Genomic DNA, 20174 nt, shown 5'->3' with positions numbered 1-20174 from the left:
ATGGAAGAGAAGCTGCGCTTCGCCATCCGTGAAGGCGGCCGCACCGTCGGTGCCGGCATCGTCGTCACCATCAAAGAGTAATTTGGACTTAAACCGATCTGTCGCGGGCGCGGTAGTTGCCCGCGCCGCGCCAGAACAAGGAAGTGACGCATGAACGGACAGAATATCCGCATCCGCCTGAAGGCGTTTGACCACCGGGTGCTCGACGCCTCGACGCGCGAAATCGTGTCGACGGCCAAGCGCACCGGCGCCAACGTACGCGGCCCCATTCCGCTGCCGACGCGGATCGAAAAATTCACGGTGAACCGGTCGCCCCACGTCGACAAGAAGAGCCGCGAGCAGTTCGAGATGCGCACGCACAAGCGTCTGCTCGACATCGTCGATCCGACCCCGCAGACCGTCGATGCTTTGATGAAGCTCGATCTGGCCGCCGGCGTCGACGTCGAGATCAAGCTCTAAGGGAATGAGAGCGCGGTAAGGGGCGGTGCCCCTGGCCCGGAACTCTAAAGGAATTGAACCGATGCGTTCAGGTGTGATTGCAAAGAAGGTGGGAATGACCCGCATCTATAACGATGCCGGGGAACATGTTCCCGTCACCGTTCTCCAGATGGAGAACTGCCAGGTCGTGGCACAGCGCACGCAGGAGAAGAATGGCTACACCGCCGTTCAGCTCGGCGTTGGCTTTGCCAAGGTGAAGAACACGTCGAAGGCGATGCGCGGCCATTTCGCGACCGCTTCCGTCGAGCCGAAGGCGAAGCTCGCCGAGTTCCGCGTCTCCGCCGACAACATGATCGATGTCGGCGCCGAGATCACGGTCGAGCACTTTGTCGCCGGCCAGAAGGTCGACGTCACCGGCACGACGATCGGCAAGGGTTTTCAGGGCGTCATCAAGCGTCACCACATGGGTGGTGGCCGCGCGACCCACGGTAACTCGGTCTCGCACCGTACGCACGGCTCGACCGGCCAGCGCCAGGACCCCGGCAAGGTGTTCAAGGGCAAGAAGATGGCCGGCCACATGGGCGACACCCGCGTCACCACGCAGAACGTCGAGATCGTTTCGACCGATGCTGATCGCGGCCTGATCCTGATCCGCGGCGCGGTTCCCGGCACCAAGGGTGCCTGGATCCTGGTTCGCGACGCTGCCAAGGTTGCGCTTCCGGCCAATGCGCCGAAGCCTGCCGCGATCCGCGTCGCCACGAAGAATGAGGCTCCGGCCACAGAGGGAGCGGAATAATGGATCTCAAGATCACAACGCTTGGCGGCAAGGACGCCGGCAAGGTGGAACTCTCCGAGGAGATTTTCGGCCTTGATCCGCGCGAGGACATCCTGCAGCGCGTCGTGCGCTGGCAGCTTGCCAAGAAGCAGCAGGGCACGCACAAGGCCAAGGGTCGCGCCGAAATCGCGCGCACCGGCGCCAAGATGTACAAGCAGAAGGGTACGGGCCGCGCCCGTCACCACTCCGCACGCGCTCCGCAGTTCCGCGGCGGCGGCAAGGCCCACGGCCCGGTCGTTCGCAGCCACGAGCACGATTTGCCGAAGAAGGTTCGCGCGCTTGGCCTCAAGCACGCCCTCTCGGCCAAGGCCAAGAGCGCTTCGATCATCGTCATCGACGAGCTGAAGCTGACCGAGGCCAAGACCAAGGCACTGGTCGCGAATTTCGCGACGCTGGGCCTGACCAACGCCCTGGTGATTGGTGGCGCCGAGCTTGACCAGAACTTCAAGCTGGCCGCGACCAACATCCCCAACATCGACGTGCTGCCCATCCAGGGCATCAACGTCTACGACATTCTGCGCCGCGGCACGCTGGTCCTTTCGAAGGCCGCCGTCGAGGCTCTCGAGGAGCGCTTTAAATGACCGACCTTCGTCACTACGACGTGATCGTCAGCCCGGCGATCACCGAAAAGTCGACCATGGCTTCCGAGCAGAACCAGGTCGTCTTCAACGTCGCCAAGAAGGCGTCGAAGCCGGAAATCAAGGCCGCCGTCGAAGCGCTGTTCGGCGTCAAGGTGATGGCCGTGAACACGCTTGTCCGCAAGGGCAAGATCAAGCGCTTCCGCGGCACGATCGGCCGCCAGAGCGACGTCAAGAAGGCGGTTGTGACGCTGGCCGACGGCCAGTCGATCGACGTCGCGACGGGTCTCTGAGCAAGGCCGCGAGGACAAGAACATGGCACTGAAAAAATTCAACCCGGTAACGCCGAGCACCCGCCAGCTGGTCATCGTCGACCGCTCGGGCCTCTACAAGGGCAAACCCGTCAAGGGTCTGACCGAAGGCCTGACCAAGTCGGGCGGCCGCAACAACTACGGCCGCATCACCGCCCGTTTCATCGGTGGTGGTCACAAGCGTTCGTACCGCATCATCGACTTCAAGCGCCGCAAGTTCGACGTCGTCGGCACGGTCGAGCGCATTGAATACGATCCGAACCGCACCGCCTTCATCGCACTGATCAAGTATGACGATGGCGAGCTGTCCTACATCATCGCCCCGCAGCGCCTTGCCGCCGGCGACAAGATCGTGGCTGGCGAAGCGGTCGACGTGAAGCCGGGCAATGCGATGCCGTTAGCCGCGATGCCGGTCGGCACGATCGTCCACAACATCGAGCTGAAGCCGGGCAAGGGTGGCCAGGTTGCCCGTTCGGCTGGCGGTTACGCCCAGCTCGTCGGCCGCGACCAGGGCATGGCGATCCTGCGCCTCAACTCGGGCGAGCAGCGTGTCGTTCACGGCTCCTGCATGGCCACCGTCGGTGCCGTGTCGAACCCCGACCACGGCAACATCAACGACGGCAAGGCCGGTCGCACGGTTTGGCGCGGCAAGCGTCCGCACAATCGCGGCGTGACCATGAACCCGGTTGACCACCCGCACGGCGGCGGCGAAGGCCGCACCTCCGGGGGTCGCCATCCGGTTTCCCCGTGGGGCAAGCCGACCAAGGGCAAGAAGACGCGGTCCAACAAGGCGACCGACAAGTTCATCCTGCGCTCGCGCCATCAGCGCAAGAGCTAAGAAGAGGTAACGCCAAGTGACTCGTTCTATTTGGAAAGGCCCCTTCATCGACGGCTACCTTCTCAAGAAGGTGGACAAGGTTCGTGAAGGTGGTCGCAATGAGGTGATCAAGATGTGGAGCCGTCGCTCCACCATCCTGCCGCAGTTCGTCGGCTTCACCTTCGGTGTCTACAACGGCCAGAAGCATGTTCCCGTCTCCGTGAACGAGGACATGGTCGGTCACAAGTTCGGTGAATTCGCTCCGACGCGGACCTACTACGGTCACGGCGCGGATAAGAAGGCGAAGAGGAAATAATCATGGGCAAGGCCAAAGCTCCGCGCAGTCTTGCTGACAACGAAGCGCGCGCCGTTCTGCGCACGATCCGTATCAGCCCGCAGAAGCTGAACCTGGTTGCCGCGCTGATCCGCGGCAAGAAGGTCGCGACAGCGCTTTCCGACCTGGAATTCTCGGCCAAGCGGATTTCCGGCACGGTCAAGAAGACCTTGGAGTCGGCGATCGCCAACGCGGAAAACAACCACGACCTCGACGTCGATGCGCTGATCGTGGCGGAAGCCTATGTCGGCAGGTCGATCGTCATGAAGCGGTTCCACGCTCGTGGCCGCGGTCGCGCCAGCCGTATCGAGAAGCCGTTCTCGCACCTCACGATCGTCGTTCGTGAAGTCGAAGAAAAAGGGGAGGCCGCATAATGGGCCAGAAAGTCAATCCGATCGGTCTTCGCCTCGGCATCAACCGCACCTGGGATTCGCGCTGGTTCGCGAACACCGGCGAGTACGGCAAGCTGCTGCATGAGGACATCAAGATCCGCAAGTATCTTGAGAAGGAACTCAAGCAGGCCGCGATCTCGAAGGTCGTGATCGAGCGCCCGCACAAGAAGTGCCGCGTCACCATCCATGCCGCGCGCCCGGGCCTGATCATCGGCAAGAAGGGCGCCGACATCGAAAAGCTTCGCAAGAAGCTGATGGAGATGACGAAGTCCGAGACGCACCTCAACATCGTCGAGGTGCGCAAGCCGGAAATCGATGCGACCCTGGTCGCCCAGTCGATCGCCCAGCAGCTCGAGCGCCGCATCGCGTTCCGCCGCGCCATGAAGCGCGCCGTGCAGTCGGCGATGCGTCTCGGTGCCGAAGGCATCCGCATCAACTGCTCGGGCCGTCTCGGCGGCGCCGAAATCGCGCGCATGGAATGGTACCGCGAAGGCCGCGTGCCGCTGCACACGCTGCGCGCCGATGTCGACTACGGCACGGCCGAGGCGAATACGGCTTACGGCATCTGCGGCGTCAAGGTCTGGGTGTTCAAGGGCGAGATCCTCGAGCACGACCCGATGGCTTCGGAGCGTCGCGCCACCGAGGGTGATCATTCGCATGGCGGCGGTGGTGGCGAGCGCGAACGCGGTCGTCGTCGCGAGAACGCCTGAGACATTTAGGAATTTGGAGTTAGAACGATGCTGCAGCCAAAGCGCACAAAGTTCCGCAAGCAGTTCAAGGGCCGCATCCATGGTACCGCAAAGGGCGGCACCAATCTGGATTTCGGTGGTTTCGGGCTGAAGGCGCTTGAGCCGAACCGCGTCACCGCGCGTGAGATCGAGGCGGCCCGCCGCGCGATCACTCGCGAAATGAAGCGTGCTGGCCGCGTCTGGATCCGTATTTTCCCGGATCTGCCGGTCACGTCGAAGCCGACCGAAGTCCGCATGGGCAAGGGCAAGGGCGCGGTCGACTATTGGGCGGCGCGCGTCAAGCCGGGCCGCATCATGTTCGAGATCGACGGCGTCAGTGAAGAAACCGCCCGTGAGGCGCTGCGTCTCGGCGCGGCCAAGCTCTCGGTCAGGACGCGCTTCGTACAGCGCATCGCAGAATAAGGACGGGCTGATCATGAAAGCCGAAGACATCCGGACCAAGACCCAGGACCAGCTGACCGACGACCTGGCCAGCCTGAAGAAGGAGCAGTTCAACCTGCGCTTCCAGAAGGCCACCGGCCAGCTCGAGAAGACCGCGCGCGTGAGGCAGGTCCGCAAGGACATTGCGCGTATCAAGACCATCGCTGCGGAAAAGTCCGCGGCCAAGAAGGCTTAAGGACGAAAACCATGCCAAAGCGCATTCTGCAGGGCACCGTCGTCAGCGACAAGAACGAGAAGACGGTTGTCGTCAAGGTCGAACGGCGCTTCACGCATCCCGTGATGAAGAAGACCGTGCGCATGACCAAGAAGTACAAGGCGCACGACGAGAACAACGCCCATAAGGTTGGTGATCAGGTGTTCATCCAGGAATCGAAGCCGATTTCCAAGGACAAGCGCTGGATCGTCGTGTCTTCGGACCAAGCCTGACCTCTGGGCGTAAACAACGAATTTTGGACAGACCGGGGAGGGGCTTCGAGCCCGTCCCGTTAGAAAAGAAGAAGGCGGCCAGTCATGATTCAGATGCAAACAAACCTCGACGTCGCGGATAATTCCGGCGCGCGTCGTGTCATGTGCATCAAGGTGCTGGGCGGCTCGAAGCGGAAATACGCTTCTGTGGGCGACATCATCGTGGTGTCGATCAAGGAAGCCATTCCGCGCGGCCGCGTTAAGAAGGGCGATGTGATGAAGGCGGTCGTGGTTCGCACGGCCAAGGACATCCGCCGCCCGGACGGCAGCGTGATCCGTTTCGACAAGAACGCGGCCGTTCTCGTCGACAACAAGAAAGAGCCGATCGGCACGCGTATCTTCGGACCGGTTCCGCGCGAACTCCGCGCCAAGAACCACATGAAGATCATCTCGCTCGCGCCTGAAGTGCTGTAAGGAGCCGGACCAATGCAAAAGATCAGAAAAGGCGACAAGGTCGTCGTGCTTGCCGGTAAGGACAAGGGCCGTTCGGGCGAAGTCCTCTCGGTTCAGCCGAAGGATGACACCGCGCTGGTGCGCGGCGTCAACATGATCCGTCGTCACCAGAAGCAGACCCAGTCCCAAGAGGGCGGGATCATCACCAAGGAAGCGCCGATCAATCTGTCGAACATCGCGCTGGCCGACCCCAAGGATGGCAAGCCGACCCGCGTTGGTTTCACCTTCCAGAAGGACGGCAAGAAAGTGCGCGTCGCCAAGCGCTCGGGAGAAGTCATCAATGGCTAAGTCTCAAACCAAGCAGGCGACTGCCGCCAACACGCCGCGCCTGAAGCAGGTCTACAACGAGACCATCCGCAAGGCGCTGCAGGAGCAGTTCGGCTACGACAACGACATGCAGGTTCCGCGCCTCGACAAGATCGTGCTGAACATGGGCGTCGGCGAAGCGACCGCCGATTCCAAGAAGCCTTCGGTCGCGGCCGAAGACCTGGCAATGATCGCCGGCCAGAAGGCCGTCGTCACCCGCGCCCGCAATTCCATCGCTGGCTTCAAGGTCCGCGAGAACATGCCGATCGGCGCCAAGGTCACGCTGCGCAAGGAACGTATGTACGAGTTCCTCGACCGCCTCGTGAACATCGCGCTGCCGCGCGTCCGCGACTTCCGCGGACTGAACCCCAAGAGCTTCGATGGCCGTGGCAACTACGCCATGGGCATCAAGGAGCACATCGTGTTCCCGGAGATCAACTACGACAAGGTCGATCAGATCTGGGGCATGGACGTCATCGTTTGTACGACTGCGAAGACGGACGACGAAGCCAGGGCATTGCTCAAGGCCTTCAACTTCCCCTTCCGCCAGTAACGGCAGCGAGAAAAGGAAAAATCTGAAATGGCAAAGACCAGCTCAGTCGAGAAGAACAACAGGCGCCGCAAGCTTGCCGACCAGTACGGTCCCAAGCGCGCTGCGCTGAAGGCGATCATCATGGATCAGTCCAAGCCGATGGAGGAGCGCTTCCGCGCTCAGCTCAAGCTTGCTGCCCTGCCGCGCAACTCGGCCAAGATCCGCATCCGCAACCGCTGCGAAGTCACCGGCCGTCCGCGTGCCTACTATCGCAAGCTCAAAGTATCGCGCATCGCGCTTCGTGATCTCGGCAATAACGGCCAGATCCCGGGCCTGGTCAAGTCGAGCTGGTAAGGAGGACATAACATGTCATTGAGCGATCCTCTCGGCGATATGCTGACCCGCATCCGCAACGCCTACGGCCGCAAGAAGTCGAGTGTCTCGACCCCGGCCTCGCGTCTGCGCACCCGCGTCCTCGACGTGCTGAAGGCTGAAGGCTATATCCGCGACTACAGCCAGACCGACTTCGACAACGGCAAGTCCGAAATCGAAATCGAGCTGAAGTATTTCGACGGTGCGCCGGTCGTGCGCGAAATCGCCCGCGTCTCGAAGCCGGGCCGCCGCGTTTACGTCTCGGCCAAGTCGATCCCGCACGTCGCCAACGGCCTCGGCATCGCCATCCTTTCGACACCGAAGGGCGTGATGGCCGACCACGAAGCACGCGAACAGAACGTCGGTGGCGAGATCCTCTGCCAGATCTTCTGATCTGGCAGCTGACCGCAAAGTGGAATCCGGTCTTCGGATCGTTCCGAAGACAGAGACCTGAAACAAGAGAAGTGACGAGGACAACAAAATGTCTCGTATTGGAAAGAAACCCGTTTCGCTGCCGCAGGGCGTGACCGCGACCGTCAACGGCCAGACCGTGACGGCGAAGGGCCCCAAGGGCGAGCTGAAGTTCGTGGTGAACGACGAAGTCCTGGTCAAGATGGAAGGCAGCGAGATCGCTGTCCAGCCGCGCGACCAGACCAAGACGGCCCGCTCCAAGTGGGGCATGTCGCGCACGCAGATCGTCAACATCCTGCATGGCGTCAAGGACGGCTTCGAAAAGAAGCTCGAGATCACCGGCGTCGGCTATCGCGCCGCCATGCAGGGCAAGAACCTGCAACTCGCCCTTGGCTTCAGCCACGACGTCGTCTATGAGACGCCGGCTGGTGTCACGATCGCCGTGCCGAAGCCGACGGAAATCACCGTGACCGGCATCGACAAGCAGCAGGTCGGCCAGGTCGCCGCGGAGATCCGCGAGTACCGTGGTCCCGAGCCTTACAAGGGCAAGGGTGTCCGCTACGCTGGCGAGAAGATCGTCCGCAAGGAAGGCAAGAAGAAGTAGTGGGCTTGGCCCCCGAAAAGTTGCAGACTTTTCGGAAAAGACCAAGCCAAAGAAGTGTAACGCCGCGGGGAGCGGTCGCGGGAGGCGGTTTCGCCTACCGCATATGGCGGCCCCCGATTTTTGAAGGCAAGGAAGACCATTATGGGTAGCAAGGAAGCCACACAGCGCCGCGCACAGCGCGTGCGCCGTCAGATCAGGAAAGTCGCCGGCGAGCGTCCGCGTCTGTCGGTTCACCGCACCTCGAAGAATATCTACGTGCAGGTCATCGACGACGCCAAGGGCCACACCATCGCCGCTGCCTCGACGCTGGAGAAGGATCTCAAGGGTTCGCTCAAGACCGGGGCCGATACCGCTGCCGCCGCCGCGATCGGCAAGCTGATCGCCGAGCGCGCCACCAAGGCCGGCGTCAAGGAAGTCGTCTTCGACCGTGGCCCGTATATCTATCACGGTCGCGTCAAGGCGCTGGCCGAAGCTGCTCGCGAAGGGGGCCTGAGCTTCTGAGAATGACTTTCACCGTCGGCGACCCAAAGCGGCACCGGCAATCAGCAACCCGTGCTTCCGGAAAAGAACAAGGAACAGGATATGGCACAGGAACGTAGGGAAGGCGGCCGCGGCCGCGAGCGTGAGCGCGAAGAGCGTGACGACGGCATGGTGGACAAGCTGGTCCACATCAACCGCGTCGCCAAGGTCGTCAAGGGTGGCCGCCGCTTCGGCTTCGCCGCACTCGTCGTCGTCGGCGACCAGAAGGGCCGCGTCGGCTTCGGTCATGGCAAGGCGCGCGAAGTGCCGGAAGCGATCCGCAAGGCAACCGAGTCGGCAAAGCGCGACATGATCTTCGTGCCGCTGCGCTCGGGCCGCACGCTGCACCACGACGTCGAGGGACGTTGGGGCGCCGGACGCGTGCTGTTGCGCGCCGCCAAGCAGGGTACCGGCATCATCGCCGGCGGCCCGATGCGCGCCGTCTTTGAGACGCTCGGCATGCATGACGTGGTCGCCAAGTCGATGGGTTCGTCGAACCCGTACAACATGGTTCGCGCCACCTTCGACGCGCTGAAGAGCCAGATGCATCCCAAGGATGTGGCTGCCGCGCGCGGCATCAAGTATTCGACCCTTCAGGCCCGCCGCGGCACCGCCGTCGCGGCTGAAGAATAGTCGATCTGACCAGGGATTTTGACCATGGCCAAGAAAGCAACCAAGACCATCACCGTTGAGCAGATCGGTTCGCCGATCCGCCGTCCGAAGGAACAGCGCGCGACGCTGGTCGGCCTCGGCCTCAACAAGATGCACAAGCAGCGCACGCTGGAAGATACGCCTTCCGTGCGCGGCATGATCGCTGCCGTTCATCATCTCGTCCGCGTTGTGGACGAGGGCTGACCCAAAGCGCAGGAGAAGTAAGATGAAACTCAACGATCTGCGTGACAAGGACGGCGCGACGCATTCCAAGAAGCGTCTCGGCCGGGGCATCGGTTCCGGCTCGGGTAAGACCGCCGGTCGCGGCGTCAAGGGCCAGAAGGCGCGCTCCGGCGTCGCCGTCAACGGCTTCGAGGGTGGCCAGATGCCGCTCTATCGGCGCCTGCCGAAGCGTGGCTTCAACAACATCTTCGCCAAGAGCTTCGTTGTCGTTTCGCTGGCCCGCATCCAGGAAGCCGTCGATGCCAAGAAGCTTGATGCCAAGGCAACCGTGACGGCCGAGGCGCTTGTCGCCGCCGGTGTCATCCGCCGCGTCAAGGACGGCGTGCGCGTGCTGTCGGATGGCGAACTCAAAGCCAAGCTGACCTTCGACGTCGCCGGTGCCTCCAAGGCCGCGATCGAGAAGATCGAGAGGGCCGGCGGTTCGGTCAAGTTGCCCGAAAAGGCAGCTGCCGAGTAACGGCAATTTGAAGCGCGATCGGCAAGAGTGGGATTTGTTTTTACTCACGATTGCGCTTTGATCTGCTCAATTAGGCGGCCGCGTCAACGCGGCCGCTTGCATGTTTACAGCCCGGAGCTTATCTCGTGAGCTTCGGTGAAACGCGCCGCCTGACCTCACGGGCCATCAAGCGTTACCAAGCGGAGAATCAGGTATGGCTTCGGCTGCTGAACAACTAGCCTCGAATCTGAATTTCTCGGCCTTCGCCAAGGCGGAGGACCTGAAGAAACGCATCTGGTTCACCATCGGCGCGTTGCTCGTCTATCGCCTCGGCACCTACATTCCGCTTCCCGGTATCAATCCAGACGCTTTCGCCCATGCCTTCTCCTCGCAGAGCAAGGGCGTGCTTGGCATGTTCAACATGTTCGCCGGCGGTGCCGTGCAGCGCATGGCGATCTTTGCGCTCGGCATCATGCCCTACATCTCCGCCTCCATCATCATGCAGCTGATGACGTCGGTCATCCCGTCGCTGGAAGCGCTGAAAAAAGAAGGCGAACAGGGCCGCAAGGTCATCAACCAGTACACGCGCTACGGCACCGTGCTGCTCGCGCTGGTGCAGGCCTACGGCATTTCGGTGGGGCTTGAGAACGGCAACGGCATCGTCAGCGATCCCGGCATGTTCTTCCGCATCTCGACCGTCGTCACGCTGGTCGGCGGCACCATGTTCCTGATGTGGCTTGGTGAGCAGATCACCGCGCGCGGCATCGGCAACGGCATTTCGCTGATCATCTTCTCAGGCATCGTCGCCGGCCTGCCACATGCCATTTCCGGCACGCTGGAACTCGGCCGCACCGGCGCCCTGTCAACCGGCCTGATCCTGGCGATCATCGTTCTGGCCATCGTCGTCATCGCGCTCATCGTGTTCTTCGAGCGCGCCCAGCGCCGCCTGCTGATCCAATACCCGAAGCGTCAGGTCGGCAATCGCATGTTCCAGGGCGACACCTCGCATTTGCCGCTCAAGCTCAATACGTCGGGCGTCATTCCGCCAATCTTCGCTTCGTCGCTGCTCTTGCTGCCGGCCACCATCGCCGGCTTCTCGCAGACGACCAATATGCCGGCCTGGGCGAGCACCATCCTGGCCTCGCTTGGCCACGGCCAGCCGCTCTACATGGCATTCTATGCGGCGATGATCGTGTTCTTCGCCTTCTTCTACACTGCGATTGTCTTCAACCCGAAGGACACCGCCGACCAGCTCAAGAAGCATTCGGGCTTCATCCCGGGCTATCGTCCGGGCGAGCGCACCGCCGATTATATCGATTACGTTCTCACCCGCATCACCGTCGTCGGCGCCATCTATCTGGTGCTGGTGTGTCTGCTGCCGGAGTTCCTGATCTCGGCGACTGGCGTACCATTCTACCTTGGTGGCACATCGCTTCTGATCGTGGTCAGTGTCACGCTCGATACGGTTGCGCAGATTCAGGGTCACCTGATCGCGCACCAGTATGAAGGCCTGATCAAGAAGTCGAAGCTGCGCGGGGGGAAGAAAGCCAGATGAGGTTGATTTTGCTTGGGCCGCCGGGGGCGGGCAAGGGGACACAAGCACAAAGACTGGTAGAGAAACACGGCATACCCCAGCTTTCGACGGGAGACATGCTGCGTGCCGCCGTGCAGGCCGGTACCGAAGTCGGTAAGCGTGCCAAGGCGGTGATGGATGCCGGTGAACTGGTGTCCGACGCCATCGTCAACGCCATCGTTGCCGAGCGAATCGACCAGGCAGACTGCGCCAAGGGATTCATCCTCGACGGCTACCCGCGCACGCTGGTGCAAGCCGATGCGGTTGAATCGATGCTTTCGGAGCGTGGTATCGGCCTGGATACGGTCATCGAGCTGGTTGTCGACGACAGGGCCCTGGTCGGCCGCATCGTCAAGCGCGCCGAAGATGCAAAGGCCGCCGGCCAGCCGGTGCGCAAGGATGACAACCCCGCGGTGTTCGAAGAGCGTCTGCGGGAGTACTACAAGAAGACCGCCCCGCTGACGGGCTACTACTACGCCAAGGGCAAGCTCAAGACTGTCGATGGCATGGCCAGCATGGACGCGGTAACCGCCGAGATAGAAACCGTGCTCGCGGCCGCCGCGAAGGCGCGGTAAGGGAATTCAAAGATTAAGCTTGACGGGAGCGGCCCGCTGCGGTATGGCGGCCCGTCTTCCTATCAGGCGTGAACTTTGCTTGTCCGCAAGGGCAAGGCGGTTGCTTTGAACTGGAAACACCCGCAAGGGCCGGCCTCCACCGGACGCGGGGCAATTTGGACAGCGTCGGGCCTGCCTTGTTTTTGAAGGTTGGCCGGCCCATATGGAGAAGAGAAGAATATGGCTCGTATAGCCGGCGTCAACATTCCGACCAACAAGCGCGTCGTCATCGCGCTTCAGTACATTCATGGCATTGGCAAGAAGTTCGCCCAGGAGATCGTCGACAAGGTCGGCATCCCGGCCGAGCGCCGCGTCAATCAGCTGACCGACGCGGAAGTGCTGCAGATCCGCGAAACCATCGACCGCGACTATCAGGTCGAAGGCGACCTGCGCCGCGAAGTGTCGATGAACATCAAGCGGCTGATGGACCTCGGCTGCTACCGCGGCCTGCGTCACCGCCGCTCGCTGCCGGTTCGCGGCCAGCGCACGCACACCAATGCGCGTACCCGCAAGGGCCCGGCCAAGTCGATCGCCGGCAAGAAGAAGTAATCAGGGGAAGGGAATAGGGCAGTAAGGCAGTAGGGAATGGTCCGCGGATCGGGCAATCAATTTCCCTACTGCCTTACTGCCCTATTCCCCTACTCCCTTACGAAGGTGGAGCCGCTGGCATTACGGCGGTGTAGAGATCAACTGAAAGGACTATCATGGCCAAGGAAGCCGCTCGTGTTCGCCGTCGCGAACGAAAGAATATCTCGTCGGGCGTTGCCCACGTCAATTCGACCTTCAACAACACGATGATCACCATCACCGACGCGCAGGGCAATTCGATTGCCTGGTCGTCGGCCGGTGCCCAGGGCTTCAAGGGTTCGCGCAAGTCGACCCCGTTCGCGGCCCAGATGGCCGCCGAGGACGTCGCCAAGAAGGCCCAGGAGCACGGCATGCGCATGCTCGAAGTCGAGGTCTGCGGACCTGGCTCCGGTCGTGAATCGGCGCTGCGCGCCCTGCAGGCGGCCGGCTTCACCATCACGTCGATCCGTGATGTGACGCCGATCCCGCACAATGGCTGCCGCCCGCGCAAGAAGCGCCGCGTCTAACAGTATCGAACGCCGCGCGAACGCCCACAAAGCGTTCCTCCGCGGCATTCCAGGTCGCCCGCCACGATTGGATGGTGGCGGGTCAACGGAAGGAAAGCATCATGATCCAGAAAAATTGGCAGGAACTGATCAAGCCGAACAAGATCGAGTTCTCGTCGAAGAAGAAGACGCTGACCACGCTGGTCGCCGAGCCGCTCGAGCGGGGCTTCGGCCTCACCCTCGGCAACGCGCTGCGCCGCGTGCTCCTGTCTTCGCTGCGCGGTGCGGCTGTCACCGCCGTGCAGATCGACGGCGTTCTGCATGAATTCTCGTCCATCGCCGGCGTGCGCGAGGACGTGACCGACATCGTTCTCAACATCAAGGAAATCGCCATCCGCATGGAAGGCGATGGCCCCAAGCGCATGGTCGTGCGCAAGCAGGGACCGGGTGCGGTTCTCGCCGGCGACATCCAGACGGTTGGCGATGTCGAGATCCTCAACCCCGATCACGTCATCTGCACGCTGGACGAAGGCGCTGAGATCCGCATGGAGTTCACCGTCGACACCGGCAAGGGCTACGTGCCGGCCGAGCGCAACCGCGCCGAGGACGCGCCGATCGGCCTGATCCCGGTCGACAGCCTCTATTCGCCGGTCAAGAAGGTCTCCTACAAGGTCGAGAACACCCGCGAGGGCCAGGTTCTCGATTATGACAAGCTGACCATGACCATCGAGACCGACGGTTCGATCTCGGGCGAGGATGCGGTGGCCTTCGCCGCCCGCATCCTGCAGGACCAGTTGGGCCTGTTCGTCAACTTCGACGAGCCGCAGAAGGAAGTCGCGGCGGAAGCCGTCACCGAACTCGCTTTCAACCCGGCGCTGCTCAAGAAGGTCGACGAACTCGAGCTTTCGGTGCGTTCGGCCAACTGCCTGAAGAACGACAACATCGTCTACATCGGCGATCTGATCCAGAAGACCGAAGCCGAGATGCTGCGCACCCCGAACTTCGGCCGCAAGTCGCTGAACGAGATCAAGGAAGTCTTGGCGGCGATGGGCCTGCACCTCGGCATGGAAGTGCCGGACTGGCCGCCGGAAAACATAGAAGACCTCGCCAAGCGTTACGAAGATCAATATTGAGCATGAATTCCAAGGATCGGCGGCGTAAGCCGCTCGATCCGACGGTCATGCGGAAAACCATCAGAGGCCGTGGCCTCTTGAACAACTGAAGAAGGAAAAGAGCTATGCGCCACGGTTTCAAAGGCCGCCGCTTCGCCCGCAGCATCAGCCACCGCAAGTCGATGTTTGCCAATCTCGCCGTGTCGCTGCTCGAACACGAGCAGATCGTCACCACCCTGCCGAAGGCGAAGGACCTGCGTCCGATCGTCGAGAAGCTGGTGACGCTCGGCAAGCGCGGCGACTTGCACGCCCGCCGCCAGGTGATCGCCCAGATCGGTAATGAAGGCGTCGTCAAGCGCCTGTTCGACATCATCGCCCCGCGCTACGCCACCCGCAACGGCGGCTACCTGCGCATCATGAAGGCGGGCTTCCGTCACGGCGACAATGCCGCGATGGCCGTCATCGAATTCGTCGATCGCGACACCTCGGCCAAGGGCGCCGGCGACCGCGCCCGCATCGAGGCCGAAGGCACCAATGAGGAAGCCGCGGCCGCATAAGGCTTCGGATTTTCTGAAAACAGCTTAGGGGCCTGCGGGCCCCTTTTTGTTGTCGACGTGGTTATCTGTTGCCAACCAGATCGAGGTAGTTGCGGTCGTCTATCGGTCTCCAATCGATCGCGCCCGATATCTGCTCAAGTGCAGGATGCGGGTAGGAGTAGATGCTGTCGATCTTTGTTCGATGATCGATATCGCCTACCAATTTGGACATTGTTACGCTGTCCAGATATTTTTCGGCGTCCCGGTCTTCGATGAAATCCGCATCAACGCGGAAGTGGATTTGGATGGCACCGGCGCAGATGTTCAGTTCGATATCGCGCAGCGACGCCGTGTAGAAGAGCGTAGCGTTTTCAGGCGCCCACAGGCCCGCCCGCAGGAAGTCCGATGGCTTCGTGTATCCATTGAAATTATCAAGTAAAAGCACAAGCCGATCGGTGAAGACCTCGAAATCACCTGCGAGGTAACCAGCTTCTTCGATCTGAAGCCACTTCATCTTATGGGGCGCCTCTTCGTCGAACGAGATTTCGAGCTTTCCGAAAGTCCAATAGTCCGAATCGGCATGTGCCGGAATACCCAGCAATTCGGCAACCTCGTTCATTTTCAGGCTTGGCGAGATCGGACCCAACCTGCCGGTTCTCAAAAAGTCACGGAATGAAGCAAGCTCTTTTTTCATGAAGTAGAGACCGTATCCGATTGCAGGCGGAGCTGTAGCCAGTTATTGCCGAAAATAATTCGATTTCATCGCCTTAGCCTTTCATTCTGCACAATCGTCGAGACAATGGCAGGCGACCTGGAGGATTCTGAATGCACCTCAAACGATTGTTCCTTGTGATGCTCTGCGCCTTCATGGTGTTCGCAGCCGCACCGGCAGTCCGGCAGGCTCTCGCTGAAGACGCCGCGAAGCCCGCCGATCCGGGCCTGTCGGACGTGCTGACCGATCTGCTGCACGGCGTTGAAGGTGAGAATGCCACCTCAGGACCGGACAAGCGCGTGCCTTTCGGCCGCGACGAGGTGCAACTTTCGTTCGCGCCGCTGGTCAAGCAGACGGCGCCGGCCGTAGTCAATGTCTATGCCTCGCAGACGGCCAAGGTGACATCGCCCTTCGAAGGCGATCCGTTCTTCGAGGAGTTTTTCGGCCGCGCGCAGCCGCGTGCGCAGTCCTCGCTGGGTTCGGGCGTACTGGTCGATCCGAGCGGTGTCATCGTCACCAATTTTCATGTCATCAAGGATGCCGACGAGGTCAAGGTGGCGACCGCCGACGGGCGCGAATTCACCAGCAAGGTGATGCTAAAGGACGAGACGCTCGATCTCGCCGTGCTCAAGATCGAAGCTGACAAGCCGTTCCCGGTCATCGCCATCGGCGATTCCGACGCGCTCGAAGTCGGCGATCTGGTGCTGGCCATCGGCAATCCCTTCGGTGTCGGCCAGACGACCACCAGCGGCATCGTTTCCGCGCTTGCCCGCAGCCATATCGGCGTCTCGGATTCGGGCTATTTCATTCAGACCGACGCCGCCATCAATCCCGGCAATTCCGGTGGCGCGCTGATCAACATGGGCGGCCAGTTGGTCGGCATCAACACCGCCATTTACAGCCGCAGCGGCGGCTCGATCGGCATCGGCTTTGCCATCCCCGCCAATATGGTGCGGGCTTTCGCCGACGCCGCGAAGGCAGGGCTCGACTTCTTCGAACGTCCTTATATCGGCGCCGAGTTCGAAGCGGTGACGCCGCAGATCGCCGAATCGCTCGGTATGGAGAAGCCGACCGGGGCGTTGGTGTCTTCGGTCGACGCTACGGGCCCGGCGGGCAAGGCGGGGTTGAAGCCGGGCGATGTCGTGCTGCAGGTCAATGGCAAGCCGGTCGAGAGCATCGAAGCCCTCGACTACCGCATGGCGACGCTGTCGATCGGCACCAAGGCGAATTTCGCGATCCTGACCAAGGGCAAGCAGGCGGCAATGGACATCGCCTTGGAGCGCGCACGGGAAGGGGCGAAAGCATCCGAAGTGACGCTGCACGGCCGCAGCCCGTTCTCGGGCGCCAAGGTCGCGGAACTGTCGCCGCGGCTGGCCCAGAAGCTTGGCCTGCGCACGGATCTCAAGGGCGTGACGGTGATCGACATCAACCGCGATTCGCCGGCCGCGGATTTCGGCTTCCAGCCGGGCGATATCGTGCGCGAGGTCAATGGCACCACAATCGACACCGCCGCGACGCTGGCGCAGGCTGCCCAGCAGGATACGCGCTGGTGGCGCTTTACCGTCGAGCGCGGCGGGCAGATACTGCGCCAGGTGTTACGCTACTGAGTTCGGCCCGCGAGGGTCATGCTGCAACTTGAAGACATGCCCCAACCTGAAGATATAGATGGCCGATCTGTTCAGCGTTGACGAACCGGAAAAGGCGCCGCCCGGTCGGCCGCTGGCCGACAGGCTGCGGCCGAGAAACCTTGGCGAGGTCGTCGGCCAGGAGCATCTGACCGGCCCCGATGGCGCACTGACCCGGCTGATCGGCTCCGGTTCGCTCGGCTCGATGATCTTCTGGGGGCCGCCTGGCACCGGCAAGACCACGGTGGCAAGGTTGCTCGCCGGTGAGACCAGCCTTGCCTTCGAGCAGATATCGGCGGTCTTCTCAGGCGTCGCCGACCTCAAGAAAGTGTTCGAGGCGGCCAAGCTGCGGCGCGCCAACGGCCGCCAGACCCTGCTTTTCGTCGATGAGATCCATCGTTTCAACCGCGCCCAGCAGGATTCCTTTCTCCCCGTCATGGAGGATGGGACGGTCGTCCTGGTGGGCGCCACGACCGAAAACCCCTCTTTTGAACTCAACGCGGCCCTCTTATCCCGCGCGCGGGTCATGGTCTTCCATTCGCTCGGCGAGGAGAGCATCGCCAAGCTGATGACGCGGGCGGAAGAGACGGAGGGCAGGGCGCTTCCGCTCGATGACGAGGCGCGGGCGATGCTGATCCGGATGAGCGATGGCGACGGACGCGCATCGCTGACCCTCGCCGAGGAAGTCTGGCGTGCCGCCAAGCCTGGCGAGGTGTTCGATCCCGAAGGGTTGCAGCGCATCGTCCAGCGCCGCGCGCCGATCTACGACAAGGGCCAGGACGGCCACTACAATCTGATCTCGGCGCTGCACAAGTCGGTGCGCGGTTCGGATCCGGATGCCGCGCTCTACTATCTCGCCCGCATGTTCGATGCCGGCGAGGATCCGCTCTATCTCGGCCGCCGTCTGGTCCGCATGGCGATGGAGGACATTGGCCTTGCCGATCCGCAGGCGCTGGTCGTCGCCAACGCTGCCAAGGACGCGTATGATTATCTTGGCTCCCCGGAGGGCGAACTCGCCTTTGCCGAGGCCACCGTCTATCTCGCCACCGCACCGAAATCCAACGCCGTCTACACCGCCTTCAAGGCGGCCACGCAGGCAGCCAAGCAGCATGGCTCGCTGCTGCCGCCGAAGCACATCCTCAACGCGCCGACCAAGCTGATGAAAGAGGAAGATTACGGCGCGGGCTATCGCTACGACCATGACGAGCCGGACGCCTTTTCGGGGCAGGACTATTTTCCGGAGAAGATGGGCCGCCAGACCTTCTATGATCCGCCGGAGCGTGGTTTCGAGCGCGATATCCGGAAGCGGCTCGACTACTGGGCGAAGCTGCGCAAGGAACGGGAATAGCCGTCTTGCGTGGCCCGGTGGTCGTCACGCTTCGGGACGAAGCTTCGCCCTGGGGCGTTTCAACTTCGGTCGTTCTTCATGCTCTCTTTGCCGCGACAGTGGCATTGATGCCGCTGCCGAAGCGGCCGAACCGGCTGGAGGAAGAGCGGGTGTCGGTCGACATCCTGACGCCTGAACAATTCGAGACATCGACCAGACCGCCGCCCGTACCAGCTGTTCCGGCGACGCCGAAGCCGCGGACAGCAGCGCCACCGCCTGCTTCGAACCCGTCCAAACCTCAACCGCCCAGCGCGCCGGCCATGATCCGGCCAACAGAAATGCTGTCGGGCAAGACGCTCGCCGATCCGCGCAGCCGGCAGGCGCGCGCCGATCTTGCGACCTTCGCTTCCGACGAGCGCATGGTGCAATTGTGCGATATCGAGGCCATGGACCAGATTCGCCGATGGCGAGCGGACTTTCAGCCAGACCGTGTGGTGCCCTATGCGACGGCGGAGGAAAAGATCACAGACACCACGATCGCCGCGAATGGCGCGGCTTTCCGCAGCCGCAAAAACTGGTACAACCTGAAATTCAAATGCCAGCTCGCACAAGACGGTGAAAGCGTCATTGACTTTGAGTTTCTGGTCGGCGATCCCGTGGCCAGGGACAAATGGGACGAGCTCGGTTTGCCGGCGGTGCATTGACCTGATTCCAGCAAGCTCCACAAGGCAGCCACCAGGCCACGATGCCGTGACCGTTGTGTGGTCACCCAAAAAACCTTATCAAGGCGCACGACCGGGCGGTGGTCGTTGCCAAGATTTTGGCATCTCGCAACAGGATCGCGCTTCGCGCGTGGAAAAATGACAAAAACCCTTCGCAAGTCCCTTCGCAAATTCGCCATCGCCATTCCGCTTCTCGCCCTTGGCTTCTATTTCATTCCCATCCTCACGACGATCTTCATCGTTTGTGGCCTGATCGACGTGCTGCGCAACGACAGGAAGGATCTTTCGCTGTTCAGCGGTTACTTCCTTGGCAACGGCCTGTTCACCTGGCTGCTCTCGCCATTCAACCTGCTGGTGGACCTGCTCTGCTACAAAAATCCGGGCGTGTGGAAGCTGGAGCAGTTTCCGGAAGACTATCAGCGCGAGGTCAATGAGGTTCTTGATATTTTCAAGGCGCGCAAGGGCGAGATCATCGCCGACATCGACGCCAATTTCGGCGCCGGCCGGCGCGGCATGTACGTCTATCAGTGGTACGGCAAGCACAGGATAGACAACGTCGCCGAGTTCAACAGGGATTTCAAATACATCAAGACCATCGCCGTTTCCGTTTTCAGCAAGCGCGAATCGACTTCCTGGCATTTCGGCCCGCTGCGGCTCAGCCTGCGCATCCTCTATAATTTGATCCCGGTGAAGTCGGAGATCTTCGTCGAATGCGGCAACGTCAAGAATTACTGGTACGACAATCCGCTGTTCATTTTCGACGACACGCTGCTGCATCGATCGGTCAATGAATATGACGGCCGCCGCTACTGTGTGTTCATGGACATCATCAGGCCGTCCCCGGTTCCCCGACTGATAGCCGGCATGCTCGCCGTCGTCTCGGTCAGCGTCGAACGCATCAATTCGATGTTCTACAAGAACTGGAAGATGATTGGCTCGACCAAGCCGAAGAAGGTCGAAACAACCTGAACTGAAAAATCCACTAGCGCAGCC

General features: G+C 61.7%; 32 protein-coding genes and 1 pseudogene. 32 read left to right on the top strand and 1 reads right to left on the bottom strand.

Features of this window, described 5'->3' with window-relative positions:
• From FJ938_RS23435 to rplQ, 28 genes and pseudogenes are all read left to right on the top strand, one after another.
• Nucleotides 1–81, top strand: a pseudogene (locus FJ938_RS23435) (elongation factor Tu); the annotation flags it as partial.
• A gap of 69 nt (nucleotides 82–150) precedes the next feature.
• Entirely contained in the window at nucleotides 151–459 is a 309-nt protein-coding gene (gene rpsJ, locus FJ938_RS23430; RefSeq protein WP_006205468.1) for a 30S ribosomal protein S10, read from the top strand.
• Nucleotides 460–520: 61 nt separating this feature from the next.
• On the top strand, nucleotides 521–1234 hold the full coding sequence (gene rplC / locus FJ938_RS23425) for a 50S ribosomal protein L3 (RefSeq protein ID WP_140697832.1): 714 nt from the start codon (nucleotides 521–523) through the stop codon (nucleotides 1232–1234).
• Nucleotides 1234–1854, top strand: coding sequence for a 50S ribosomal protein L4 (rplD, locus tag FJ938_RS23420; protein ID WP_140697830.1), 621 nt, complete (start codon nucleotides 1234–1236; stop codon nucleotides 1852–1854). The genes rplC and rplD overlap by 1 nt, the downstream gene beginning before the upstream one ends.
• Nucleotides 1851–2144: a 50S ribosomal protein L23 gene (locus FJ938_RS23415; RefSeq protein ID WP_006205465.1), complete on the top strand. Its 294-nt coding sequence runs from the start codon at nucleotides 1851–1853 to the stop codon at nucleotides 2142–2144. Before rplD ends, FJ938_RS23415 begins: the two co-directional genes overlap by 4 nt.
• Before the next feature lie 22 nt (nucleotides 2145–2166).
• The gene (rplB, locus tag FJ938_RS23410) at nucleotides 2167–3000 is read left to right on the top strand and encodes a 50S ribosomal protein L2 (protein ID WP_140697827.1); all 834 of its coding nucleotides are present in this window, start codon (nucleotides 2167–2169) and stop codon (nucleotides 2998–3000) included.
• A gap of 16 nt (nucleotides 3001–3016) precedes the next feature.
• The gene (gene rpsS / locus FJ938_RS23405; RefSeq protein WP_006205463.1) at nucleotides 3017–3295 is read left to right on the top strand and encodes a 30S ribosomal protein S19; all 279 of its coding nucleotides are present in this window, start codon (nucleotides 3017–3019) and stop codon (nucleotides 3293–3295) included.
• 2 nt (nucleotides 3296–3297) lie between these two features.
• The gene (gene rplV / locus FJ938_RS23400; RefSeq protein WP_140697825.1) at nucleotides 3298–3687 is read left to right on the top strand and encodes a 50S ribosomal protein L22; all 390 of its coding nucleotides are present in this window, start codon (nucleotides 3298–3300) and stop codon (nucleotides 3685–3687) included.
• On the top strand, nucleotides 3687–4415 hold the full coding sequence (rpsC, locus tag FJ938_RS23395; RefSeq protein WP_140611528.1) for a 30S ribosomal protein S3: 729 nt from the start codon (nucleotides 3687–3689) through the stop codon (nucleotides 4413–4415). The genes rplV and rpsC overlap by 1 nt, the downstream gene beginning before the upstream one ends.
• 27 nt (nucleotides 4416–4442) lie before the next feature.
• A complete protein-coding gene (gene rplP, locus FJ938_RS23390) occupies nucleotides 4443–4856 on the top strand; it encodes a 50S ribosomal protein L16 (protein WP_010909279.1) in 414 nt (137 codons plus the stop codon).
• Between the two features lie 13 nt (nucleotides 4857–4869).
• The gene (rpmC, locus tag FJ938_RS23385) at nucleotides 4870–5070 is read left to right on the top strand and encodes a 50S ribosomal protein L29 (protein WP_006205459.1); all 201 of its coding nucleotides are present in this window, start codon (nucleotides 4870–4872) and stop codon (nucleotides 5068–5070) included.
• A gap of 11 nt (nucleotides 5071–5081) precedes the next feature.
• Complete coding sequence (rpsQ, locus tag FJ938_RS23380; RefSeq protein ID WP_010909280.1) at nucleotides 5082–5321, top strand: 30S ribosomal protein S17; 240 nt, start codon at nucleotides 5082–5084, stop codon at nucleotides 5319–5321.
• Nucleotides 5322–5405: 84 nt separating this feature from the next.
• Nucleotides 5406–5774 (top strand): 50S ribosomal protein L14, encoded by a 369-nt coding sequence (gene rplN, locus FJ938_RS23375; RefSeq protein ID WP_006205457.1) that lies wholly within the window; start codon nucleotides 5406–5408, stop codon nucleotides 5772–5774.
• 12 nt (nucleotides 5775–5786) lie between these two features.
• Nucleotides 5787–6101, top strand: coding sequence for a 50S ribosomal protein L24 (gene rplX / locus FJ938_RS23370; protein ID WP_140611529.1), 315 nt, complete (start codon nucleotides 5787–5789; stop codon nucleotides 6099–6101).
• Nucleotides 6094–6672: a 50S ribosomal protein L5 gene (gene rplE / locus FJ938_RS23365; protein WP_140611531.1), complete on the top strand. Its 579-nt coding sequence runs from the start codon at nucleotides 6094–6096 to the stop codon at nucleotides 6670–6672. Before rplX ends, rplE begins: the two co-directional genes overlap by 8 nt.
• A 27-nt stretch (nucleotides 6673–6699) precedes the next feature.
• Nucleotides 6700–7005: a 30S ribosomal protein S14 gene (gene rpsN / locus FJ938_RS23360; protein WP_010909282.1), complete on the top strand. Its 306-nt coding sequence runs from the start codon at nucleotides 6700–6702 to the stop codon at nucleotides 7003–7005.
• A 12-nt stretch (nucleotides 7006–7017) separates the two neighbouring features.
• Nucleotides 7018–7416, top strand: a complete 399-nt coding sequence (rpsH, locus tag FJ938_RS23355) for a 30S ribosomal protein S8 (RefSeq protein WP_006205453.1) — start codon at nucleotides 7018–7020, stop codon at nucleotides 7414–7416.
• Between the two features lie 88 nt (nucleotides 7417–7504).
• The gene (rplF, locus tag FJ938_RS23350) at nucleotides 7505–8038 is read left to right on the top strand and encodes a 50S ribosomal protein L6 (protein WP_010909283.1); all 534 of its coding nucleotides are present in this window, start codon (nucleotides 7505–7507) and stop codon (nucleotides 8036–8038) included.
• Between the two features lie 141 nt (nucleotides 8039–8179).
• Nucleotides 8180–8539, top strand: coding sequence for a 50S ribosomal protein L18 (gene rplR / locus FJ938_RS23345; RefSeq protein WP_140611533.1), 360 nt, complete (start codon nucleotides 8180–8182; stop codon nucleotides 8537–8539).
• A gap of 81 nt (nucleotides 8540–8620) precedes the next feature.
• Nucleotides 8621–9190 carry a 30S ribosomal protein S5 gene (gene rpsE, locus FJ938_RS23340; RefSeq protein ID WP_027046810.1) on the top strand — a complete coding sequence of 190 codons (570 nt, stop codon included), beginning with the start codon at nucleotides 8621–8623 and terminating at the stop codon, nucleotides 9188–9190.
• A gap of 24 nt (nucleotides 9191–9214) precedes the next feature.
• Nucleotides 9215–9412, top strand: coding sequence for a 50S ribosomal protein L30 (gene rpmD / locus FJ938_RS23335; RefSeq protein ID WP_140697822.1), 198 nt, complete (start codon nucleotides 9215–9217; stop codon nucleotides 9410–9412).
• 22 nt (nucleotides 9413–9434) lie between these two features.
• Nucleotides 9435–9908 (top strand): 50S ribosomal protein L15, encoded by a 474-nt coding sequence (gene rplO, locus FJ938_RS23330; protein WP_140697819.1) that lies wholly within the window; start codon nucleotides 9435–9437, stop codon nucleotides 9906–9908.
• 193 nt (nucleotides 9909–10101) lie between these two features.
• Nucleotides 10102–11442: a preprotein translocase subunit SecY gene (gene secY / locus FJ938_RS23325; protein WP_140611537.1), complete on the top strand. Its 1341-nt coding sequence runs from the start codon at nucleotides 10102–10104 to the stop codon at nucleotides 11440–11442.
• The gene (locus tag FJ938_RS23320; protein ID WP_140611539.1) at nucleotides 11439–12035 is read left to right on the top strand and encodes an adenylate kinase; all 597 of its coding nucleotides are present in this window, start codon (nucleotides 11439–11441) and stop codon (nucleotides 12033–12035) included. The genes secY and FJ938_RS23320 overlap by 4 nt, the downstream gene beginning before the upstream one ends.
• A 219-nt stretch (nucleotides 12036–12254) precedes the next feature.
• Nucleotides 12255–12623: a 30S ribosomal protein S13 gene (rpsM, locus tag FJ938_RS23315; protein ID WP_006205445.1), complete on the top strand. Its 369-nt coding sequence runs from the start codon at nucleotides 12255–12257 to the stop codon at nucleotides 12621–12623.
• A 155-nt stretch (nucleotides 12624–12778) separates the two neighbouring features.
• Nucleotides 12779–13168: a 30S ribosomal protein S11 gene (rpsK, locus tag FJ938_RS23310; protein ID WP_006205444.1), complete on the top strand. Its 390-nt coding sequence runs from the start codon at nucleotides 12779–12781 to the stop codon at nucleotides 13166–13168.
• Between the two features lie 101 nt (nucleotides 13169–13269).
• Nucleotides 13270–14280, top strand: a complete 1011-nt coding sequence (locus FJ938_RS23305) for a DNA-directed RNA polymerase subunit alpha (RefSeq protein ID WP_006205443.1) — start codon at nucleotides 13270–13272, stop codon at nucleotides 14278–14280.
• 104 nt (nucleotides 14281–14384) lie between these two features.
• Nucleotides 14385–14816 (top strand): 50S ribosomal protein L17, encoded by a 432-nt coding sequence (gene rplQ, locus FJ938_RS23300; RefSeq protein WP_140611541.1) that lies wholly within the window; start codon nucleotides 14385–14387, stop codon nucleotides 14814–14816.
• Nucleotides 14817–14877: 61 nt separating this feature from the next.
• On the opposite strand, the gene FJ938_RS23295 is transcribed toward rplQ, so the two are convergent.
• On the bottom strand, nucleotides 14878–15489 hold the full coding sequence (locus tag FJ938_RS23295; RefSeq protein WP_140697816.1) for a hypothetical protein: 612 nt from the start codon (nucleotides 15487–15489) through the stop codon (nucleotides 14878–14880).
• A gap of 131 nt (nucleotides 15490–15620) precedes the next feature.
• Between FJ938_RS23295 and FJ938_RS23290 the strand changes: the two genes are divergently transcribed.
• The 4 genes from FJ938_RS23290 (at nucleotide 15621) to FJ938_RS23275 (ending at nucleotide 20150) form a co-directional block, all read left to right on the top strand.
• Entirely contained in the window at nucleotides 15621–17114 is a 1494-nt protein-coding gene (locus FJ938_RS23290) for a DegQ family serine endoprotease (RefSeq protein WP_140697812.1), read from the top strand.
• Between the two features lie 58 nt (nucleotides 17115–17172).
• Nucleotides 17173–18480: a replication-associated recombination protein A gene (locus FJ938_RS23285; RefSeq protein WP_140611547.1), complete on the top strand. Its 1308-nt coding sequence runs from the start codon at nucleotides 17173–17175 to the stop codon at nucleotides 18478–18480.
• A 5-nt stretch (nucleotides 18481–18485) separates the two neighbouring features.
• Nucleotides 18486–19163 (top strand): DUF930 domain-containing protein, encoded by a 678-nt coding sequence (locus tag FJ938_RS30100; protein WP_246673473.1) that lies wholly within the window; start codon nucleotides 18486–18488, stop codon nucleotides 19161–19163.
• 156 nt (nucleotides 19164–19319) lie between these two features.
• A complete protein-coding gene (locus FJ938_RS23275) occupies nucleotides 19320–20150 on the top strand; it encodes an aspartyl/asparaginyl beta-hydroxylase domain-containing protein (RefSeq protein WP_140611549.1) in 831 nt (276 codons plus the stop codon).
• The last annotated feature ends 24 nt before the right edge of the window (nucleotides 20151–20174 follow it).

Source organism: Mesorhizobium sp. B2-4-14, assembly GCF_006442155.1.
In the GTDB taxonomy this organism is placed as follows: domain Bacteria; phylum Pseudomonadota; class Alphaproteobacteria; order Rhizobiales; family Rhizobiaceae; genus Mesorhizobium.
The sequence above is the reverse complement of the archived record's forward strand: the minus strand, read 5'-3'. Positions and strand labels throughout refer to the sequence as shown.

Excerpts from the sequence above, each read along its gene's own strand:
- FJ938_RS23290 (WP_140697812.1), top strand. The coding sequence starts at position 15,621 with ATGCACCTCAAACGATTGTTCCTTGTGATGCTCTGCGCCTTCATGGTG.
- FJ938_RS23275 (WP_140611549.1), top strand. The coding sequence starts at position 19,320 with ATGACAAAAACCCTTCGCAAGTCCCTTCGCAAATTCGCCATCGCCATT.
- rpsC (WP_140611528.1), top strand. The coding sequence starts at position 3,687 with ATGGGCCAGAAAGTCAATCCGATCGGTCTTCGCCTCGGCATCAACCGC.
- rplB (WP_140697827.1), top strand. The coding sequence starts at position 2,167 with ATGGCACTGAAAAAATTCAACCCGGTAACGCCGAGCACCCGCCAGCTG.
- rpsN (WP_010909282.1), top strand. The coding sequence starts at position 6,700 with ATGGCAAAGACCAGCTCAGTCGAGAAGAACAACAGGCGCCGCAAGCTT.
- rplE (WP_140611531.1), top strand. The coding sequence starts at position 6,094 with ATGGCTAAGTCTCAAACCAAGCAGGCGACTGCCGCCAACACGCCGCGC.
- rplN (WP_006205457.1), top strand. The coding sequence starts at position 5,406 with ATGATTCAGATGCAAACAAACCTCGACGTCGCGGATAATTCCGGCGCG.
- FJ938_RS23305 (WP_006205443.1), top strand. The coding sequence starts at position 13,270 with ATGATCCAGAAAAATTGGCAGGAACTGATCAAGCCGAACAAGATCGAG.
- rplR (WP_140611533.1), top strand. The coding sequence starts at position 8,180 with ATGGGTAGCAAGGAAGCCACACAGCGCCGCGCACAGCGCGTGCGCCGT.
- rplC (WP_140697832.1), top strand. The coding sequence starts at position 521 with ATGCGTTCAGGTGTGATTGCAAAGAAGGTGGGAATGACCCGCATCTAT.
- FJ938_RS23415 (WP_006205465.1), top strand. The coding sequence starts at position 1,851 with ATGACCGACCTTCGTCACTACGACGTGATCGTCAGCCCGGCGATCACC.
- rpsQ (WP_010909280.1), top strand. The coding sequence starts at position 5,082 with ATGCCAAAGCGCATTCTGCAGGGCACCGTCGTCAGCGACAAGAACGAG.
- rpsJ (WP_006205468.1), top strand. The coding sequence starts at position 151 with ATGAACGGACAGAATATCCGCATCCGCCTGAAGGCGTTTGACCACCGG.
- rplF (WP_010909283.1), top strand. The coding sequence starts at position 7,505 with ATGTCTCGTATTGGAAAGAAACCCGTTTCGCTGCCGCAGGGCGTGACC.
- rplD (WP_140697830.1), top strand. The coding sequence starts at position 1,234 with ATGGATCTCAAGATCACAACGCTTGGCGGCAAGGACGCCGGCAAGGTG.
- rpsH (WP_006205453.1), top strand. The coding sequence starts at position 7,018 with ATGTCATTGAGCGATCCTCTCGGCGATATGCTGACCCGCATCCGCAAC.
- rpsE (WP_027046810.1), top strand. The coding sequence starts at position 8,621 with ATGGCACAGGAACGTAGGGAAGGCGGCCGCGGCCGCGAGCGTGAGCGC.
- rplP (WP_010909279.1), top strand. The coding sequence starts at position 4,443 with ATGCTGCAGCCAAAGCGCACAAAGTTCCGCAAGCAGTTCAAGGGCCGC.
- FJ938_RS23320 (WP_140611539.1), top strand. The coding sequence starts at position 11,439 with ATGAGGTTGATTTTGCTTGGGCCGCCGGGGGCGGGCAAGGGGACACAA.
- rplV (WP_140697825.1), top strand. The coding sequence starts at position 3,298 with ATGGGCAAGGCCAAAGCTCCGCGCAGTCTTGCTGACAACGAAGCGCGC.
- rplQ (WP_140611541.1), top strand. The coding sequence starts at position 14,385 with ATGCGCCACGGTTTCAAAGGCCGCCGCTTCGCCCGCAGCATCAGCCAC.
- FJ938_RS23295 (WP_140697816.1), bottom strand. The coding sequence starts at position 15,489 with ATGAAAAAAGAGCTTGCTTCATTCCGTGACTTTTTGAGAACCGGCAGG.
- rpsK (WP_006205444.1), top strand. The coding sequence starts at position 12,779 with ATGGCCAAGGAAGCCGCTCGTGTTCGCCGTCGCGAACGAAAGAATATC.
- rplO (WP_140697819.1), top strand. The coding sequence starts at position 9,435 with ATGAAACTCAACGATCTGCGTGACAAGGACGGCGCGACGCATTCCAAG.
- FJ938_RS23285 (WP_140611547.1), top strand. The coding sequence starts at position 17,173 with ATGGCCGATCTGTTCAGCGTTGACGAACCGGAAAAGGCGCCGCCCGGT.
- rpsM (WP_006205445.1), top strand. The coding sequence starts at position 12,255 with ATGGCTCGTATAGCCGGCGTCAACATTCCGACCAACAAGCGCGTCGTC.
- rplX (WP_140611529.1), top strand. The coding sequence starts at position 5,787 with ATGCAAAAGATCAGAAAAGGCGACAAGGTCGTCGTGCTTGCCGGTAAG.
- secY (WP_140611537.1), top strand. The coding sequence starts at position 10,102 with ATGGCTTCGGCTGCTGAACAACTAGCCTCGAATCTGAATTTCTCGGCC.
- rpmC (WP_006205459.1), top strand. The coding sequence starts at position 4,870 with ATGAAAGCCGAAGACATCCGGACCAAGACCCAGGACCAGCTGACCGAC.
- rpmD (WP_140697822.1), top strand. The coding sequence starts at position 9,215 with ATGGCCAAGAAAGCAACCAAGACCATCACCGTTGAGCAGATCGGTTCG.